Origin of the sequence: Methanosarcina sp. KYL-1, assembly GCF_024372725.1 — an archaeon.
Lineage (GTDB): Archaea > Halobacteriota > Methanosarcinia > Methanosarcinales > Methanosarcinaceae > Methanosarcina.
On sequence record NZ_VOUA01000036.1, the window covers coordinates 1 to 18,621 of the forward strand.

Sequence of the window (18,621 nt, forward strand, 5' to 3'; positions counted from 1 at the left end):
GAAATGGTCTTGAAATGGTCTTGAAATGGTCTTGAAATGGTCTTGAAATGGTCTTGAAATGGTCTTGAAATGGTCTTGAAATGGTCTTGAAATGGTCTTGAAATGGTCTTGAAATGGTCTTGAAATGATTCTGGATTATGGGATAGGTTGCTGAAAACCGCAAGCAAAAAGACGGCTCTCAAATCCGCCCTAACAGGATGAAAGTATGCGTTTAATCAGGTATAACCAAAGACTCGCCCCCATTACCTGACCTCGAAACGCCCGGTGATCTTTAAAGAGATCAATGCCTTGAAGTTTCCAGTTATTCTGAAACGATCTTAAAAAGATCTTAATATCCCCATTCAAATTCTTCATATATCAATAAATAACTTTTTTTTAAAATTATTTATAAAGAAAGAACAATAAAAAGTTAGTAGTAAATCAAAAGAGTACTCTATAAATGGTTTTTCCCCAGAAAATCCTGGCATATCCGTCCTGCCAACCAGAAAAAACAAATAACAACTACCTGAATACGTGGAAAAAACCTAAATACGTGGAAAAAACCTGAATAATGGAGAAGTAATCAACTGGGCTGAGAAGTGCTTCCCTTGACCTCGAGAAACCTTTTTTAATTTAAGGGGATGAAAAAGGTCCCCGCCAGCTTGCCTGGCGGCGCCTCACCAAAAACGAAACAATTTTGAATTTAATCCTTGCATTTTTATAGGAATCTTCCTTTGGGAGAACTTTCCTAAGGATCATCTGGCTGCTCCTTTTAGCTTTCCCGAAACATCTTTAAGTATCCAGGATGCCTTTTTGGTCATCGCAATGATACGTATTCAGTCATCGGGATGACCTTTTTGATCTTCGCAATGATACGTATTCAGTCATCGGGATGACCTTTTTGGTCATCGCAATGTATTTTTTAGTCACCACAATGTACTTATCAGGCATCCGGATGCTCTTTTGCTTCTCCATATTTTACCCACATTTATGGAAAAGGCCGGCCTCCCTCGTCGGCCGGTGAGAGCGTCGGTACCTGAAAAGCAAGTCGAAAAAGGTTTTAAGGTTTTTCCCTCTCAAATCCCGTCCTTTCCCGAATTTCTTTTAGCCTCGATTTCCCGCATTCGACGATTTTCATGAGTTCCCTGTACTCTTCCTCGGGGACCTCTTTTCCAACAGCTACTGCCCGCATAAAGCTTCCGTCAGAATAAAGCAGGACCCGATCCCAGGCTGTGAAATGCAGGCCGCTCAGGTATTCGCAGGGCAGTTCCCACTTTGGGATCACATTCTCGAAGCCGTCAAACCGGTAGAAGGTTTTTCCGTTTTTCAAAACAGGGGTGAATTTCAGGACCGCAGCATCCATAGCATTCTCTTCTCATAGTTTCCTCTTCTCATAGTTTCCTCTTCTCATAGTTTCCTCTCCTTCTGCATTTGGCAGTAAGAAAAAAGAGAGAAGAGACTAAAAAGTAAAAGGGTAGCGTTTTTCGGTTTTTTCCGGAAAACTGCATGAAATGGAATTCAGAACTCGAGTTCCGTTACCTTTTCCCCTTTGGCTGTGGTGACTGTTGCCGTAATGTCTTTGAACCTCGGGACCCCTTTGCCGCCGGTTTCGTCCGAGACCAGGGAGTTGGACCAGGGGCTGTTAGGCATGTAAGCAGTGCCCCGGTGCGGGGCCTCGTAGCCGGACTCTTCAGCCCTGACAACGATTTTCCCGAAGGAGTTTTTCACGATTACGGTGTCGCCTTTTTTTATACCGAGCTGTTTGAGGTCGGCAGGGTCCAGCTTTATGAGAGCGGAACTGGCCCTGTAGTCTTCCCCGAAACGGTCCTCGATCATTGCCTTGTTCTGGAAGATGTCCCTGTAAGTTACAATTTTTATCTTGATTTCAGGGGCTGAGAGAAAAGATCCGAAATCCATCAGAGCGCCTCCATGAGCTTCTTGAGAACTTCCTCATCCGAGGGACGGTTCGTCTCAACGATAGGTTTGAAGCTTACCTCGACCCCGTCCATCCGTGTGGCACTGCCTCCGGACTCCACCCCGCTGACCCCGGACCTGATAGCGACCTTTGCCTTCCTGGAGGTAAGGGTCTCACAGGGGTCGACGGTTATGATGGGGATCTCCAGCAGGTTCTTTGCAATGGAACGCGGGAGGCTTGAAAGGGGGTCAGAGCCTATGATCAGGGCTGCGTCAACCGCTTTTGCCTTAAGGGCTTCAACGACCGAGTACTCGGGCCCGTGCTTGACGGCCCCTTCCTCAAATTTCACACTGTTTACGTACCCTGTCTCGGCAAAGAGGTTTTCGTTAAAGCCCCGCATGTTGTAGTGCCCGACCATGGGCACCAGGTGGAAGCTCCCCTTCGCCTTTTCATTCAAGGTTTCCAGGAGCCTGACCAGGGGACCGAGGTCTTCTAAGGAATAGAGCAGGCCCAGGCCCACGAAGATTGTCCCGAACTTTGCCCCTTTCAGGATGTTTGCCAGTTCCAGGAGCTTTTTTGGGGGGTAGTTGTAAGACGTTTTCGGGATTTTTCCGGAAAGCCCGGCAATCAGGGCTTCGATAAACTCGGCGTCTCCTCCCTGGGGGACCTGGAAGAAGTAGTTCCCACAGATCTTTGCGGTGTGGGACTTCCTGATGTCCACACAGATTGCGGTCCTTTCCTCTTCCCAGCCCCTCTGCTTTTCCTGGCCGCGGGGGAAGTAGGAAAACTTGGAAAGATGGCGGGGGTGGGAGTCCGAGGGGTCTGCGCCCCAGAAGATTGCGACATCGGCCTTGTGGCGTATGTCGTCAAGGGTGCAGGTTTTAAACTTTTCCTGGAGCAGGGCTTCGACCACGGGGCCCAGGCAGAAAGACGAGGTGTCGTCCAGGGTGGCACTGAGCTTCTTTGCAAGTTCAATTGCCAGTTTCTGGGCTTCGTTTGTGGAAGTCCCGAGCCCGAAGACCAGGGGGTTCTTTGCATTCTTCAGGATTAAAGCCGCTTCCTTTATCGCCGCGGCTTCGTCTGCGGGCTTGCCGTCTACAAGGAAGGCAGAATCCCTGCTGCCTTCTTTCATGTGGGCAACTCCCACCCTGCAGGCGGTGTAGACCTTGTTTACCGCGTTCTTCTCAAGTTCGACCTCAATGTCATCGCAGAGGAGGCCGCATCCGGTACATACGTAATAATCTTTCTCCATCCGCACACCTCACACAAACTCAATTGCCTCTACCGGGCAGGTCACGATGCACCCGTTGCAGAGGATCTTGTTCTTCCCGAAGCGGCGGCATTCCCCGACGTTCTGGGCTTTTACGATTCCGTCCTCGATGATCAGGATAAGTTTTTCCGTTTTTGAGGGGGCCTTTCCAGAGCCGACCCCGTAAGGGTCGTTTGCCACATTGACCGGGCAGGCAACCACACAGTTCCCGCAGCCAAAACAGAGGTCCTCGTGCACTATAAGCCCGGTTTCCGTTGCGCCTTCGGAGGTCTTGAAAAGGCCGCTGATCTTTTCATAGTTTTCTTTGTATTTTGATTCCTCTATAAGGGGCGGGCAGTCATCAGCTGTGAGCTCGCGGGCCATGAGGGCAACTGCAAACGCCATGCAGGAGGTTTTCCCGCACTTCTTGCAGTTGGTTTTTGGAAGCATCTGGTAGATTTCCATTGCGTTTGTCATTCCAGGTCACCCTTGAGTCAATTTGAGTAGAAGTATCAGTGTTAACTTTATTGATAAGTATCAAATTCAACTGGCATTAATTCAACTGGCATTTATCCAGCATGAAAAATCAACCGATATTAAGTCAACTGGCATCAAGTCAACTGGCATCAAGCCAACTGGCATTTCATCCAAAGTGGTAAGTTGGCCGGTATTTATCCGGAGTGGTATTTCATTGAAGAATGCCATTAAAGACTAATCAGGATCAAATACCATATAATTAAAGAGTATCTGAGTAATCTACCTTAAACTATTGCTTTTTAATTATCAGCGTTAATTTTAATTTACAGTGTTAATAACCCTTCCATACCTATCCGGGTCTGATGCGAGGCTTTTATCCTGCTCAAGCACTGAAAATGCCTCTTTTTTAAATTTCCCGGCTCCAGGAGGGCAAAAAATATTTAAATAAATTGCCTTTCCCAACCCCAGGTAAAAGGATTTAAAAGGGAAAACTTAAAGAGGCAATTTTGAAGCAAATTTGCTCAGTTTCCTTTGAAGAAGAGTTCACAGTGGCAGTTTCCGTCCCTTTCGATTTCATCCTTGTGGTAGATGCAGGGGCAGACGATCTTTTTGTCTTCCTCCTCGTCCCCCGTAACTATCCTGCAGGGGCAGTACCGCCTTCCGTACTTATCAAGCCTTGAAGCAAGCCCGTCCAGGACATAATCAAGGGCTTCTTTATCGGGGTTAAGCCTGAATCCAGCTTTAGCAGCGTATTTTTCGGTCCATTCATACATTTTTTGTTTTAATTCTTCATGTTCACTCATATGAGCGCTCCCTTTGTTCCAAATTAGAAATAAACCTATTGAATAATGCTTAATTCTGCAACGAACTATGCAATTAATTCTGCAACGAACCATGCAACGAACTATGTGTAACTAATGCTGCAACAAACTACGTACTAAACTGTACAACAAATAATATAATGAACTGCGAGGAGAACCTTTAATCAATTATTTGAATAATGAACTGTTCAAGCAGGTGTTTCTCATTCGCAGATTGGCTGGTCGATTACGAATTAATCTCTCAAACTATAAATTAATTGGTCATCCTTTAGCAGGAGAAGCTGAAGACGGTTAATTCTTTCCAGGAATAATCTCATGGTAATTTCAATCTCACGGGTAATTTCCGTCATATAGCACAAACGAATGCAAGCAATTTAAACAATTACATAGATATTAGTATAAGTTATTAAATATAATAGTATAGATATTAATTAGCGGTGAGAAATTGACAGAAAAGCTGTTATCAGTATCTCTACCATGTTTCCGGGAGATCCACATTAATGCAGCTGTTAGAGGTCAGCCTATTCTCATTTAAGGGCTCAAACCTTGCTTTTCCAGTTCACATGCACCAATTTCCGGCATCGAAGTCTGTGAAAGCTTCAAGGGGAAAAGCGGAAAAATAAAGCGCTACAACTCTGAAAAACACCCTTAAAATAAAGGTTTTGATTTTGTATAAAATAACTACATTTTTATCCCGTTTGGGGGAAAAACTATAGTAGGATAAATAAAAGTAAAAAATGAAGAAATGAAGGCATCTTCAGCTTTTTGGAAGACGCTTTCACAAAACTTAACTTTTTCTTTGTAACCCGCTGACCCCCTACGGACCAGCGATAAAGCGTTAGAAGGGACATTAAATCCGAAACTTTACCTGTAATTACAATTGGAGAACAGGATCCGCAATAATAGGACCCGCAATAATAAGACCCGCAATAATAAGACCCGTAATTAAAGGCCAGGAATTGTAAAATGTAAATTGCAGGCCAGGAATGTGAAATCCAAATTATAAGCGAGAACTGAAACTGCCAATTGTATGTGAGTATTATAACAGGATAAATATAATATATTAAATATGAACAAATGTACGAATTATGAGCCGTGAATATATCGCGAAAAGTCAAAAGCTATATCAGATCCAAGTCCCTAACATTACCCATAGATACAAGGAGTTATCATTATGCGAATCGGAGTCTACGTTTGCCACTGCGGGCTGAACATTGCCGGCGTAATCGACGTTTCTGCCCTGCAGGAGATGGCAGCTGAACTGGAAGATGTGGTGCTTGCCCGGGAAGTACAGTTTCTGTGTTCCGATTCCGGACAGGAAGGCATCATAAAGGATATAAAGGACAACAAAATCGACAGGGTAGTGATAGCCGCCTGTTCCCCACGGCTGCACGAAAAGACCTTCAGGCACGTGATGGAAAAAGCCGGCCTGAACCCCTACCTCATGGAAATGGTAAACATCAGGGAGCAGTGCTCCTGGGTGCATGCCGATGACCCCCAGATGGCCACCCAGAAGGCCTTCGACCTTATAAGGATGGGGGTTGCAAAAGCCAAATTCTTAAAGGAACTGAGCGCGACAAGCTCGAAAGCCAGCAGGAATGTCCTCATAATCGGAGGAGGGGTTGCTGGAATCGAAGCCGCCCTGAACCTGGCCGAAACCGGTTATCCCGTGACCATGGTGGAAAGGGAGTCAACGATAGGGGGCAAGATGGCCCTTATGAACGAGGTCTTTCCCACAAACGACTGTTCCATCTGCGTGCTCGCCCCCAAGATGACGGAAGTCCAGAACCACCCGAATATCACCCTCTACACCTATTCCGAAGTGACCGACATTTCAGGTTCGGTAGGGAAGTTCCATGTGAAGGTCAAAAGGAAGCCCAGGTTCGTGCTGGAGGACAAATGCAAGGGATGCGTTGACCTCTGTTCCGGGGTCTGCCCCGTGGAAATCGAAAACCCCATGAACTACGGGATAGGAAAGACCCGGGCAATCTACATGCCAATCCCCCAGTCCGTGCCCCAGGTCGTGCTGATCGACCCGGACCACTGCGTGGGCTGCGGGCTCTGCCAGCAGGCCTGCCCTGCCGAGGCTGTGGACTACGAGCAGAAACCCGAGGAAATCGAATTCGAGGCAGGAGCGGTCATTGTCTCAACCGGGTACCAGCTCTTTGACGCCAGAAGGAAACCGGAGTACGGCTTCGGGAAATACCCCGACGTCATTACCAACATGCAGCTCGAGCGGATGCTGAACTCTGCAGGGCCTACGGGCGGAAGGGTTCTCAAGCCCTCCGACGGGGAACCCCCGAAAAGTGTCGCGTTCATCCAGTGCGTGGGGTCGAGGGATAAGACCGTAGGCAACGAGTACTGTTCCCGGGTCTGCTGCATGGCAGCCCTCAAAAACTCCCAGATGATAAAGGAGCGCTACCCGGACACAGACGTCACCATCCACTATATCGACATCCGGGCAGCCGGGGAGATGTACGAGGAATACTACAACAGGACCCAGGGCATGGGTGTGGACTTCATCCGCGGGAAGGTTGCGGAAGTCCACCGGACCGAAGATGGAAAACTCGCCATCCGCTACGAAAACACCCTGGAATGCCAGGTTGCAGAGGACGTCCATGACATGGTTGTCCTCTCCACGGGCTACGAACCCACAAAAGCTGCGGAAGGGATAGGGAGGATGCTAAACCTTGCCCGCAGGCCTGACCAGTTCTTCTCCCCGGCCCACCCGAAAATGCGCCCGGTAGACGCTCCGGTGAGCGGGGTCTTCCTGGCAGGCTGTGCCTCGGGCCCCAAGGAGATCCAGGTCTCAATAGCCCAGGGCAGTGCCTGCGCTTCCAAGACAATGCAGCTCCTCAGGACCGGGGAACTTGAAGCCGACCCCATGGGCGCCCATGTTGACCCTGAAAAGTGCATAGGGTGCAGGACCTGTGTGGAAGTCTGCAAGTTCGGGAAGATCAGCATCGAGGACAAGAAAGCCGTGGTTGACGAAGTCTCCTGCCACGGCTGCGGGGACTGCAGTGCAGCCTGCCCCGTAGGGGCAATCCAGATGCGGAACTTCGAAAACGAACAGCTCCTGGCCCAGGTAAGGGAAGCAACGGCCCACAAGTCCCAGAGCCCCTTCATTGTGGCTTTCCTCTGCAACTGGTGCAGTTATGCCTGTGCCGACCTGACCGGGATGTCCAGGCTCCACTACCCGACAAACATCAGGGTCATCCGGACCATGTGCTCGGCCCGCGTCAACCCCGAATTCGTGCTCGAAGCCTTAAAAGGCGGAGCCGACGGGGTGCTTGTGGCAGGCTGCAGGATGGACGAGTGCCACTATATCTACGGGAACTATGACGAAAAGAAGCGGATCGAGGTCTTAAAAGACGTGATCGGGGAAATCGGGCTTGACCCGAAGAGGATAAGGACCCTCTGGATCTCGGCTGCCGAAGGGGAACGCTTCTCGAATACGATCACCGAGTTTGTAAAGGAACTGAAAGAAATCGGGCCCATAGGAACCGAACTGAAGGAGGTGGCACAGTGAGCGAGGAATACCCGGATAAAAACCCGGAAGAATGCCCGGACAAAAAACCGGGACAGGAAACTCCCGTGTGCAAAGGGTGCTGCTGCGGAGATGGGGACGCCGAAGAATTCACTGAAGAACCCGAAGCCGGAGAAACTGGCGAAGCCGGGGAAGAAAGCCAGGAAAAGATCACGGTCACCACCAGCATGGACCTGCAGGGCTCCCACTTCCTCTACACCCAGGCCACGGAAAAGTCCATCAAGACCCTGGACTACGACTACAAGCGCTGCAACGGCTGCGGGATCTGCGTGGAGATCTGCCCCACAAAAGCCCTGGAAGCCGGGCCCATTCACGAGATTGCAACAGGGCTTGATGCCCCACCCGTAATGATGGACCTTGAGAAGTGCACCTTCTGCCGGATGTGCGCAAACCTCTGCCCGGTCCATGCCATAACCTTCGAAGCCATAGGCGAAGTCCCGGACGAGAAGCAGTACCCGAAGTATGACGCTTACGTGAACATCAATGAGAAGTGCCTCCCCTGCGCCCTCTGTGAAGGGGCCTGCCCCCAGGACGCAATCGAGGTGGAGTTCACCTTCCCGAAAAAGGAAGAGATCGCACCTTTCAAGGAAGGGGCCGAGGGTGAAATCGAAATCGATATGGACAGGTGCAACTTTTGCGGGATCTGCGCCCGCTTCTGCGACGCCTTCATCCTGCTCGAGCGCGAGCCCACCCCCGATAATATCGTGCCCTTCGAGCAGCTCCTGGTAGATGAGGACCGGTGCGACTACTGCGTGCTCTGCCAGGACCTCTGCCCCGAAGAGGCCATAAAGGTCAAAGGGGAACGCCCCTGCGAAGCCCCGAAGGTGGAAGGCAGCATAAAAGTCGACGAGGTCAAATGCACCCAGTGCGGCCGCTGCCAGGCTGTCTGCCCCTATGAAGCCGTGGACCTGCAAAAGCCCATGGAAGGAGAACTGGCCCTGATCGAGCTCAACCTGAAAGAGTGCGACCCACAGGGCTGTCGCGGCTGTTTCAACGTCTGCCCCTCAAAGCTCTGGTACGTCCCCACAGACCCCGAAGACCCCCGGAAGATCGCCTTTGCCGAAGACTACTGCACCTACTGCGGGGCCTGCGTGAAAGCCTGCCACCTGGCAGCCATAAAACTCGAACGCACCTACGTCCACCACACCGAAATCCCGGACACCCCCTGGGCAGCCCAGTGGAAAGATGCCATCGAGTCCCTCAAAACCGGTGTAAGGAAGGGAGTTGACCGCGCAGTCTTACGGGAAACCGAGACCCTAAAAGCCCAGAAGTTCATGGGAATCGAGCCCCCCGAGGCAAACATGCAGCTTGCAGCCGTCCAGGCTAAGATCGACTCACTTATGCCTGCTCTCAAGAGCCCGAAAGTCAGGAAACTCTGGGAAAAGGATTCCACGGAAAATGTCCTTGCTGCAGTGAAAAAGAAGATGGAAAGCGAAGCTTAAAACGGAAAGCTGAAAGCTTAAAACGGAAATTTGTAGCAAAAAGCCCGGAAGTAAAAAGCTGAGAAACCAAAGCCGGAAAACAAAATTGAAAAATTGAAAAATTGAAAAATTGAAAAATTGAAATAACCCGAAAGTAAAGTTGAAAGCAGGAAGCCGGGAAATAAAAAAGCACCGGAGAAACGGAAACCCCTGAAAAACGCTCACTTTTCACTCTTCGAGTTTCCTTTCTCCCCTTACGACCATCACAGGCACCTTGCTGTGCCTGACAACGTTTCCTGCAACGCTTCCAAGCAGCACCCTGTCAATGCCCGTCCTTCCGAGGGTTCCCAGAACGATGAGTTCCATCCCGTTCTCTTCGGCATAATCGATTATTTCGGGAGCCGGATGCCCTTCGAGCACGATCATTTCCACGGGTACAGCTTCAGCATCCCCGACAGCCTTTACATACTCAACGGCTGCATGCCCCTCTTTTTTCAGGACCTCGTACATCGTCTCCCAGCCCGTATCCACTGCCATCGAAGAAAAGTAATCCGTAGAAACGACATACACCGCATAAACGGTCCCGCCGCTCAGCCTGGCAAGCTCAACCGCCGAAGCCACAGCCTTATGGGAGCACTCCGAACCGTCGGTTGCGACCATAATTTTCCTGTAAGATAGATTTCCCATGCAATATCCCCTTTATTCTATGCGCTTGCAAGAAATATAACAGCATCGTATTTTAAGGAAGTAGGGTTAAGATGTGCACCTGGTGCGCCACAGGCGACTATTCGGATGTAAGTGTGCCGGCGATAAAGGCACCTGCCACCAGCCCAATCTCCGCAGGCTCTGCCTCGTGGGGCTCAGAGTGAGGATGGACAAAACCCTTGAAAAACTGGGGACACCACTTCAGAATTTTTCCAATGGATGATGCGGCTCCAGAGCCGTACACGCTGGTTTTGCTGGACTGAAAGAAAACGGAAAATAAGGCTTTTCAAGGTTTTTGAATTATTTTCCAGGGTTACGACTCCAATTTCAAAAATATCATTTCATATTTTTTCCATGAGATGTTGATGATGAAATAAAATAAATAAAAAAAGAGAGATCAAAAGAAAGGGACAAAGGGAGCAAGATTAGTTCTTACAGGAACTTGTAATTAGAGATAAGAATATAATTCTATATATGGGAGGAAATTATTGTATAATTTATGACAGACTCTTCCGATAATTCCCTTTCCACTTCGAAAAAAAATAATTCCTCGTTGAAAGATCATGATATGAATCCTGAAATAGTGATTGCAGTATTGATGCATTTATTCCTCTTTCTTTGCCTGATTATTTTATTGTATTTGTTAGCAAAACAGTTTATGTTAATATAATAAGTGAAACTATGATAAGTGAAACTGCACCGGCGCAGGTTCAGAAAGAGCCTCACATAACCCAACCCTCGAAAAGCCGTGTCTCATGGCGTCCGGGCTGTGAATGGATCGGATGCTTAAGGAAACCGGGGACGCAGCTCCAGAAGTTTTCGAGGGATGAGGAGGCTCCGGTGCGGTATACGCTGGTTTTACCGGATTGAGAAGGAAATCCCGAATCCAGAATTTCTCATTTTGCTCCGGAAAATAAGAGTAGCACCGGAGTTCTATCGGCTTTCAGGAGACGGGGCTCTCACCGGTCAGCTTGCTGACCGGCCTTTTCATAAAAAAGTTGCTTTGATGAAGTTCACGCAACTGACCGCCTACATGCAAAAAATAAAAAATAAGTTTTGAAAATTTCAGTCCGCTTGAGCGAACGAAGTGAGCGAAACGGACACCGTGCTGCCGAAGCGGAACTCGGCTGGCGCAACTCGGCTGGCACAACCCTGCCTGAAAACAATTATTTAACGGCAGGGCGGTGAAGTGGGAGGCTGAAGCCGAAGATGCTGTACTTTCCGTATTCACTTTTGACCCAAACATCCCCTCCATGAAGTTCAACCAGTTTCTTGACAAGAGAGAGGCCGAGCCCTGTGCCTTCATGTTTCTTTCCAGTGTTACCTTCTGTGGGCCCGTCAACCTGGGAAAAAGGTTTGAAAAGCTTTGGCAGGTCTTCTTCTTTTATTCCTACACCCTCATCCTTAACCTCGAATTTCATAAACCCTTCAACTACTCTGGTCCTTATGGAAATGTTTCCTCCATCAATGGAGAATTTGCTTGCATTCCCTATGAGATTGTAAAGTATCTGCTTTAACTTTCCGCTATCCGCTTCAACCATGCCGACATCACTTTCTATGTCGGTGGTGATAGTTATTCCCCTGCTGCTTGCAGCCGGCCTCATAACGTCTGCAATCTCCTGGACTATCAGGGGAACCGAGATAAGCTCATACTGGATTTCCATTTTTCCGGCTTCTGCTTTTGACAGGTCAAGGATGTCATTAATGATGCCGAGCAGATGCTTGCCGCTTGTGGAGATGTTACTTGCATACTTCATCTGCTTTCCATTTAAGGGTCCTGCAAAGTTATTGATAAGCAGATCGGAAAATCCGATAATCGCGTTAAGAGGCGTCCGAATTTCATGGCTCATACCTGCCAGGAATTTGCTTTTGGCAGTGTTTGAAGCCTCAGCAATTTCCTTTGCTTCCAGAAGAGTCTCCTCCATTCTTTTCCTTTCGGTAAGGTCTATCTCCATGGAGAATATCTCAACCTGGTCTTCAGGTACCTGGACGGCCGAATAACTGGAAAATACAGGGATTTTTTCCCCTGCCTTCGTTAAAAAATTATTTTCCGATGCACCGACATAAGTTCTATCTTTTTGCATGGAACCGATGATCTTTACAAAATCATTTTGATTTTCACAGGGGACAATAAGTTCAGTCAGTTTCTTCCCCATGGCTTCATTTTTTGGATAACCATACATTTTTTCGCTTGCAGTGTTCCAGTAAATTACAGTACAATCCGGATCAAAGCCCTGTACCGCAACATCCGGCACATTGTCAATAAAACTTTGGAATTTCATTTCACACAGGTAAAGTTTTTTCTCCTGATCTACTACAGTTCTCAAAAGGCCTACCTGCTTGCTGAGAACCATATACACTATATTGGCGATCAGAAGAACCAGGATAAATGTAAGGGCCTTGATAAAAGTTACATCTCCGGGAGTGAGTCCACCTACAAGGACACCTTCAAGCCAATCTGCAATATATAACCAGGCACGATAAAGGACCAGAAAAAAAAGCAAAACTGTTGTCACTGTCACAGAGTATGGTTTTGTAAACCATTCCTTTAATCGGAGCGGGTCCATGTCCTCTAGATCGCTTTTCATTGCTATGACTCCCGGTAATGCAATTTACGAAAAATAATGAATCTCCGCCTTGCTGATACTAATTTTTTAGATCTTGCTGCAACTATGTTATATAATAAAAATGTTATATATATTGCACCGTTAACGGCACCTCTTTTAGAGGACTTGTTACACCTACTTGCTCCTAAAATTGAAAGAGACGACTGGTTACACCCACTTAGGTCATAAAATTAAATGGTAAGACTGGTTACACATCACTTATGTCATAAAATTAAAGGAGAAGATATAATACCCGATATAGAGTCAGTATCAACCCATCTGAATATTTTTCTTTTCCTGATACTGGTTAATTCACTTTTGTCAAGATTTGCAGTGGTAAACTCTCCGATCTCACCTGCACCCGGCGTATCCAGCATGTATTTTGCAGTCGCTTTTATGATACTTTTCGCCCTCTGGTATGGAATATGGGGAGTTCTTTCTGCCTACCTCGGATGTATGATAGGGGCAGGAATCCTTGCGGATATGCCCTTTTCATTAAATGTTGTGTGGTCACTTGCCGATCTCTGGCAGGTCCTTATACCCCTGGCGGCCTTTGCATACTTCAGGGCTAACATAAGGCTAAGGACAAAAAGGGATGTGGGAATATTCCTTTTGTTCGGTTGCCTGCTTAACAATCTTATCGGTGCTCTGTGGGGTTCCTTAATGATGGTCATGGACGGCATGATCCCATGGACTGAATTTTTTGTGGCATTTGAAGGATGGTTCGCTGGCAATGTGATAACTACATTGCTGATTGTACCATTTTGCCTCAGGTATGTAACTCCCTACGTCCAGCAGACAAAATCTTACGTCCACAACTACTGGGTCTGATTATGATAAAGTATGAAAAAGAAAAATACTAAAAATTTTTCAACGATACATAACTAAAAATTTAATACTTTTTTGAACATCTCTCTTCCTGTAATAGATACATTTATACATTTCAGCATACCTTTTACATTCAGTTTCCTGTTTAAAATAACCGAGAACTGCAAACGCAGCACCTAAAAGAGCTAAGAGAGGAAATCAATAGCGCAAATAGACTATTTTAGGCGACGGACTTAAAAGTAAAGGGAGAACAAAAAGAAGGTAGATTTGAAGAAAATATGGCGCTTCCTGCTTAGATTCGGGTGAGAATATGGAAAAATACGATTATAGTGAACTTGGGCTGAAAGCCGGGCTTGAAATTCACCAGCAGCTGGATTCGAAGGAGAAGCTGTTCTGCAGGTGTCCGACCCTGATCCGGGATCTGGGGGATTCGGACTTTGAGTTTTTCAGGTATCTCAGGGCTACGGAAAGCGAGATGGGAGAAAAGGACAGGGCTGCGGTTGAGCAGACAAAGATCAGGAGGAAGTACATATATAAGGCGTATGACACGACCTGCCTTATAGAAAACGATGAGGAGCCTCCGAGGGAGCTTAATAAGGAGGCTCTTGAAATCTCCCTGGGGGTTGCAAAGCTTTTCCGGATGAAGCCGGTCGACCAGCTGCACGTTATGAGAAAGATCGTGGTGGACGGGTCAAACACCAGCGGCTTTCAGCGGACGGCGTTCCTGGCAAGCAACGGAGTAATCGAGACCTCGGAAGGGCCCTGCGGGATTGACAGCCTCTGTGTGGAAGAGGAAGCTGCCCAGAAGATCGAAGAAATCGGGGACTCAATTGTCTATTCCCTGGACAGGCTGGGGATTCCGCTTGTGGAAATTGCAACTGCACCGGATATCAAGTCCCCCAGGCACGCCCGGGAGGTTGCCGAGCAGATAGGGATGATCCTCAGGTCTACCGGGAAGGTCAAGAGAGGGCTTGGAACCATCAGGCAGGACGTGAACATCTCCATTGCCCAGGGCGCAAGGGTCGAGATCAAAGGGGTTCAGGCCCTCGACCTGATCGAAGACATCGTCCGGAGGGAAGTGGAAAGGCAGCTCAACCTCCTGTTTATCAGGCAGGAACTCCTCGAGCGGGGGGCTTTTGTCTGCGAAGAAATCTATGACGCTACAGGGCTTTTCATGGACACCAAGTCCAAGGTCCTCCAGAAGGGTGTAAAGAAAGGGGCAATCCTTGCCGCCCTTCTTCGGAAGTTTAACGGGCTTGTCGGCAAGGAAGTCCAGCCCGGAAGAAGGCTCGGGACCGAGTTCTCGGACCGGGCGAAAACTGCCGGAGTAGGAGGGCTCTTCCACACTGATGAGCTTCCCAACTACGGGATTACGGAAAAGGAAGTCCAGGCCCTCAGGGATGCCATCGGGGCAGGACCCGAGGACGCCGTTATCATGGTCGCAGATGAGCCGGAGAAATCCAGGCTTGCAATCGAAGCCGTCATCCTCAGAGCAAAAGAAGTCCTCGAGGGCATCCCCGAAGAAACCCGGAGAGCGCTTCCCGACGGAAACACCGCCTACATGCGCCCGCTGCCCGGGGCTGCGCGGATGTACCCGGAAACCGACGTCCCGCAGATCGAGATCTCCCAGGAGTACTTTGACTCCATCGAGACCCCTGAACTCCTGACCGAGAGGGCAAAGCGCTTTGCCACCGAATACGGGCTGAACAGGGAACTTTCCGAAAAGGTAGCTTACTCCAAGCACCTCCCTCTCTTCGAAAGCCTGCTTGAGAGCTACAGGAAAGACGCAAACGTAAACGCAACCCTTATCGCCAGGACCCTCGTTGGCATTGTCCCCGAACTCCGGAGAAGCGGGGTTGACACGGAAAACCTTTCCGACGAGCACTTCAGAGGGCTTTTTGCAGCCATTTCAAATCAGGAAATCGCAAAAGAAGCCGTACAGGACCTCCTGACCGCTCTTGCAAAAGAGCCGAACCTGAGTACACAGGAAGCCATTTCCCAGCTCGGCCTCAGCGCCTTCGACCCCGCAGAAATCGAGACATTCATCAAGAACCTCGTCCGGGAAAGGGGCGATTTCATAATAGAAAAAGGCCCTGCAGCCCTTGGCCCCCTGATGGGCATTGTCATGCAGGAATACAGGGGCACGGTCGACGGGAAGATCCTGAGCCAGATGCTGAAAACAGAAATAGACAACTTCATCACCCAGGGATAATACCCCTGGACAATTCTTTTATTTTGAGAAGGTTATTTTGAGAAGGTTATTTTGAGAAGGTTATTTTGAGAAGGTTATTTTGAGCAAGAATCTTTTTTAAAATATATCCATCAATTCCAATATTTTAAAACTATAACCCACAATTTAAGGACTTGGGGCAGAGTTTAAATATTTTTTGGACTTTATTGTAAGTGATAGGCTGTTTTCCAATTTGCCCATTGTTTATTAAGTAGCCTATAACTAACCATTCTGGAATTTGCTCCCGATTATTAAACATATATAAGTCATTCAGTGAACATATAAATAAATACTGAAGTTAACTTTTTATATTAATGAAGACATCCTTGATAATAACAGTAGTAAATTAAAATAAAAAATATGTCATGATAATATTCCACATATCATACCTATATTATAAGATTGGACTAATTCAAGATCTACAGAGGCATCAAACTCTTTAATAAAAAAATTGAATGAAAGATCTTTGGAAGAAACGTTTGGAATACACTCCTACAGCCTCATTATAGCCTCATTTGTGAATCATAAAAGCCACCAGGATTCCAAAATTTCCTGACAGGACAGGAGAGGCATAAAATCTTTCCGAAAAACGAAAACAGGCAAAACCAGAAACAATAAGGAGAAAACCTCATGAAAGTATTGCTTGTAGACGACGACCCTGCATTTCTGGAATTATCAAAAACATTCCTGGAAATGTTCCACGACATTAACTCCGATACAGTGGACTCCGCAGGAGAAGCACTTAGGAAACTGGAGAAAGATTCCTACGATGTTGTAATTTCGGATTATGATATGCCTGCCATGGATGGAATCACTTTCCTGAAGGCTATCCGTGAAAAAAGAATTACCATCCCCTTCATCCTGTTTACGGGAATGGGCAGGGAAGAAGTTATGCACAGGGCAATAGAAAACGGTGCAAACTCCTTTGTTCAGAAAGGGGTGGACATGAAAGCCCAGTATTCCGAACTGTCAAAACAGATCTATCAGATTGTTAGCAACACCGCAGGCTACTAAAAAAGATTATAAAAAAGGGCCTGCAAAAATACCTGCATCTTTTATCCATCATTTACTCTTTTTCCAACATTTGGATTCTAACATTTGGATTCTAACATTTGGATTCCAATGCTCATATTCCAAAATTTAGCTTTTTAAAACGTGCTGGAATGATTTAGAAGAATAATTTAGAAGAATAATTTAAAAGAATAATTTAGAGGAATATATTTATCTCTCTGTATATTCAATGATTTCTGGGGATTTTATGGTTCAGGAATACCGACTGCTTATAGGTGGAGAGTGGACCGACTCTTCAACCGGAGAAACTTTTGACGATTTAAACCCGGCGACCCTGGAAAACCTCGCGGTGCTGCAGGCAGGTGGGAGGGAAGATGTTGACAGGGCGGTTGAAGCCGCAAAGAAAGGTTTTAAAACCTGGAGTGAGACTCCGGCTCCCAAAAGGGCCGAGGTGCTCTTCAGGGCGGCCCGGATTTTACAGGAGCGAAAGGAAGACCTGGCCGTCCTGATGACTCAGGAGATGGGAAAGGTCCTGGCCGAAACCAGGGGGGACGTGCAGGAAGCAATTGACATTACCTATTACGCCGCGGGGGAGGGGCGGCGGATGTTTGGGGAGACCACCACCTCGGAACTGAAGGACAAGTTCTGCATGACCGTGCTCCGCCCCCTGGGGGTCGTGGGCCTGATCGCACCCTGGAACTTCCCGATTGCAATTCCCGCCTGGAAGATCATGCCCGCCCTTGCCGCCGGAAACGCTATCATCTTCAAGCCCGCAAGCGACACCCCGGTCCTTTCCATCAAGCTGGTCGAAATCCTGGCAGAAGCAGGCCTGCCCCCGGGAGTCATAAACCTGGTGACAGGTTCAGGGGGGACCGTGGGAAAAGCAATCGTCCAGCACCCGGACATCCGGGGAATTTCCTTTACTGGCAGCCTTGAGACCGGGAAGTGGATCATGGGGGAGTGCTCAAAAGCCATGAAGCGGGTCTCCCTGGAACTGGGAGGCAAAAACCCGGTGATAGTCATGGACGACGCTGACCTTGACCTTGCCCTCGAAGGAGTGCTCTGGGGAGCCTTCGGGACCACCGGCCAGCGCTGTACAGCGACCAGCCGGGTGATCCTGCACGAAAAAATCCGGGACGAGTTCACAGCGCGGCTCCTTGCAAAAACAAAAATCCTCAGGGTCGGAGACGGCCTCCTTCCCGAAACCGACGTGGGCCCCGTAATCAACAAAGCTCAGCTCGAAAAGATCCAGAGGTACGTCAAGATTGGAGAAGAAGAGGGTGCAACCCTCCTGATAGGGGGAAAAACCATTGATCCGGAGCTTTCCGGCCTCCCTGGCTATTTCTTTGAGCCCACGGTCTTTACCGACGTCAAGCCGGACATGAGAATTGCCCAGGAGGAAATCTTCGGCCCGGTACTCAGCATCATTACGGTTTCAAGCTTCGAAGAAGCAATAGAAGTTGCCAACAACACGCAGTACGGCCTCTCCTCGGCAATCTACACGGAAAACATGGTAAACGCCTTCAAAGCAATCGAGAAAATCGAAGCCGGGATCACATACGTCAACGCCCCCACCATAGGCGCCGAAGTCCACCTGCCTTTCGGGGGCATCAAAGGTACAGGAAACGGCTTCAGGGAAGCAGGGACCGATGCCATCAGGGAGTTTACCGAGGTAAAAGCCGTGTACATCGACTACAGCAGGAAGCTGCAAAAAGCCCAGATCGATACCGATTGAGGGAGATTTCAGTTGAGGAGTTTGAAGGGAAGGATTGAAGGGATGGATTTGAAGGGAAGGATTTGAAGGAAGGGAATTCAGAGCAGGGGATGCCAGG

15 protein-coding genes are annotated in these 18,621 nt (G+C 48.2%); 7 read left to right on the forward strand and 8 right to left on the reverse strand.

Annotated features, from left to right (window positions below):
* Nucleotides 1-1,039 precede the first annotated feature (1,039 nt).
* The 6 genes from FTO70_RS16355 to FTO70_RS16380 form a co-directional block, all read right to left on the reverse strand.
* The gene (locus FTO70_RS16355; RefSeq protein ID WP_255336841.1) at nucleotides 1,040-1,342 is read right to left on the reverse strand and encodes a hypothetical protein; all 303 of its coding nucleotides are present in this window, start codon (nucleotides 1,340-1,342) and stop codon (nucleotides 1,040-1,042) included.
* Between the two features lie 155 nt (nucleotides 1,343-1,497).
* Entirely contained in the window at nucleotides 1,498-1,896 is a 399-nt protein-coding gene (locus FTO70_RS16360; RefSeq protein ID WP_255336842.1) for a molybdopterin dinucleotide binding domain-containing protein, read from the reverse strand.
* Complete coding sequence (locus FTO70_RS16365) at nucleotides 1,896-3,146, reverse strand: formylmethanofuran dehydrogenase subunit B (protein WP_255336843.1); 1,251 nt, start codon at nucleotides 3,144-3,146, stop codon at nucleotides 1,896-1,898. Before FTO70_RS16365 ends, FTO70_RS16360 begins: the two co-directional genes overlap by 1 nt.
* A gap of 9 nt (nucleotides 3,147-3,155) precedes the next feature.
* The gene (locus FTO70_RS16370; RefSeq protein ID WP_255336844.1) at nucleotides 3,156-3,620 is read right to left on the reverse strand and encodes a (Fe-S)-binding protein; all 465 of its coding nucleotides are present in this window, start codon (nucleotides 3,618-3,620) and stop codon (nucleotides 3,156-3,158) included.
* Between the two features lie 318 nt (nucleotides 3,621-3,938).
* Nucleotides 3,939-4,082, reverse strand: coding sequence for a hypothetical protein (locus FTO70_RS16375; protein ID WP_255336845.1), 144 nt, complete (start codon nucleotides 4,080-4,082; stop codon nucleotides 3,939-3,941).
* A 59-nt stretch (nucleotides 4,083-4,141) separates the two neighbouring features.
* A complete protein-coding gene (locus FTO70_RS16380) occupies nucleotides 4,142-4,423 on the reverse strand; it encodes a ferredoxin-thioredoxin reductase catalytic domain-containing protein (RefSeq protein WP_255336846.1) in 282 nt (93 codons plus the stop codon).
* Between the two features lie 1,192 nt (nucleotides 4,424-5,615).
* On the opposite strand from FTO70_RS16380, the gene hdrA2 reads away from it, so the two are divergent.
* Nucleotides 5,616-7,970, forward strand: coding sequence for a CoB-CoM heterodisulfide reductase HdrA2 (gene hdrA2, locus FTO70_RS16385; RefSeq protein WP_255336847.1), 2,355 nt, complete (start codon nucleotides 5,616-5,618; stop codon nucleotides 7,968-7,970).
* The gene (locus FTO70_RS16390; RefSeq protein ID WP_255336848.1) at nucleotides 7,967-9,430 is read left to right on the forward strand and encodes a 4Fe-4S dicluster domain-containing protein; all 1,464 of its coding nucleotides are present in this window, start codon (nucleotides 7,967-7,969) and stop codon (nucleotides 9,428-9,430) included. Before hdrA2 ends, FTO70_RS16390 begins: the two co-directional genes overlap by 4 nt.
* Nucleotides 9,431-9,637: 207 nt before the next feature.
* On the opposite strand, the gene FTO70_RS16395 is transcribed toward FTO70_RS16390, so the two are convergent.
* On the reverse strand, nucleotides 9,638-10,096 hold the full coding sequence (locus FTO70_RS16395; protein WP_255336849.1) for a universal stress protein: 459 nt from the start codon (nucleotides 10,094-10,096) through the stop codon (nucleotides 9,638-9,640).
* Nucleotides 10,097-10,169: 73 nt separating this feature from the next.
* Here FTO70_RS16395 and FTO70_RS16400 point away from each other — a divergent pair, with 73 nt between their 5' ends.
* On the forward strand, nucleotides 10,170-10,337 hold the full coding sequence (locus tag FTO70_RS16400) for a hypothetical protein (RefSeq protein WP_255336850.1): 168 nt from the start codon (nucleotides 10,170-10,172) through the stop codon (nucleotides 10,335-10,337).
* Between the two features lie 943 nt (nucleotides 10,338-11,280).
* Here FTO70_RS16400 and FTO70_RS16405 read toward each other — a convergent pair.
* Nucleotides 11,281-12,702 (reverse strand): PAS domain-containing hybrid sensor histidine kinase/response regulator, encoded by a 1,422-nt coding sequence (locus FTO70_RS16405; RefSeq protein WP_255336851.1) that lies wholly within the window; start codon nucleotides 12,700-12,702, stop codon nucleotides 11,281-11,283.
* A 213-nt stretch (nucleotides 12,703-12,915) separates the two neighbouring features.
* Here FTO70_RS16405 and FTO70_RS16410 point away from each other — a divergent pair, with 213 nt between their 5' ends.
* The 4 genes from FTO70_RS16410 (at nucleotide 12,916) to FTO70_RS16425 (ending at nucleotide 18,524) form a co-directional block, all read left to right on the forward strand.
* A complete protein-coding gene (locus tag FTO70_RS16410; RefSeq protein WP_255336852.1) occupies nucleotides 12,916-13,551 on the forward strand; it encodes an MASE1 domain-containing protein in 636 nt (211 codons plus the stop codon).
* Between the two features lie 307 nt (nucleotides 13,552-13,858).
* Nucleotides 13,859-15,760: a Glu-tRNA(Gln) amidotransferase subunit GatE gene (gene gatE / locus FTO70_RS16415; protein ID WP_255336853.1), complete on the forward strand. Its 1,902-nt coding sequence runs from the start codon at nucleotides 13,859-13,861 to the stop codon at nucleotides 15,758-15,760.
* A gap of 648 nt (nucleotides 15,761-16,408) precedes the next feature.
* Nucleotides 16,409-16,792: a response regulator gene (locus tag FTO70_RS16420; protein WP_255336854.1), complete on the forward strand. Its 384-nt coding sequence runs from the start codon at nucleotides 16,409-16,411 to the stop codon at nucleotides 16,790-16,792.
* A 244-nt stretch (nucleotides 16,793-17,036) separates the two neighbouring features.
* Nucleotides 17,037-18,524 (forward strand): aldehyde dehydrogenase family protein, encoded by a 1,488-nt coding sequence (locus tag FTO70_RS16425; RefSeq protein WP_255336855.1) that lies wholly within the window; start codon nucleotides 17,037-17,039, stop codon nucleotides 18,522-18,524.
* Nucleotides 18,525-18,621: the final 97 nt, after the last annotated feature.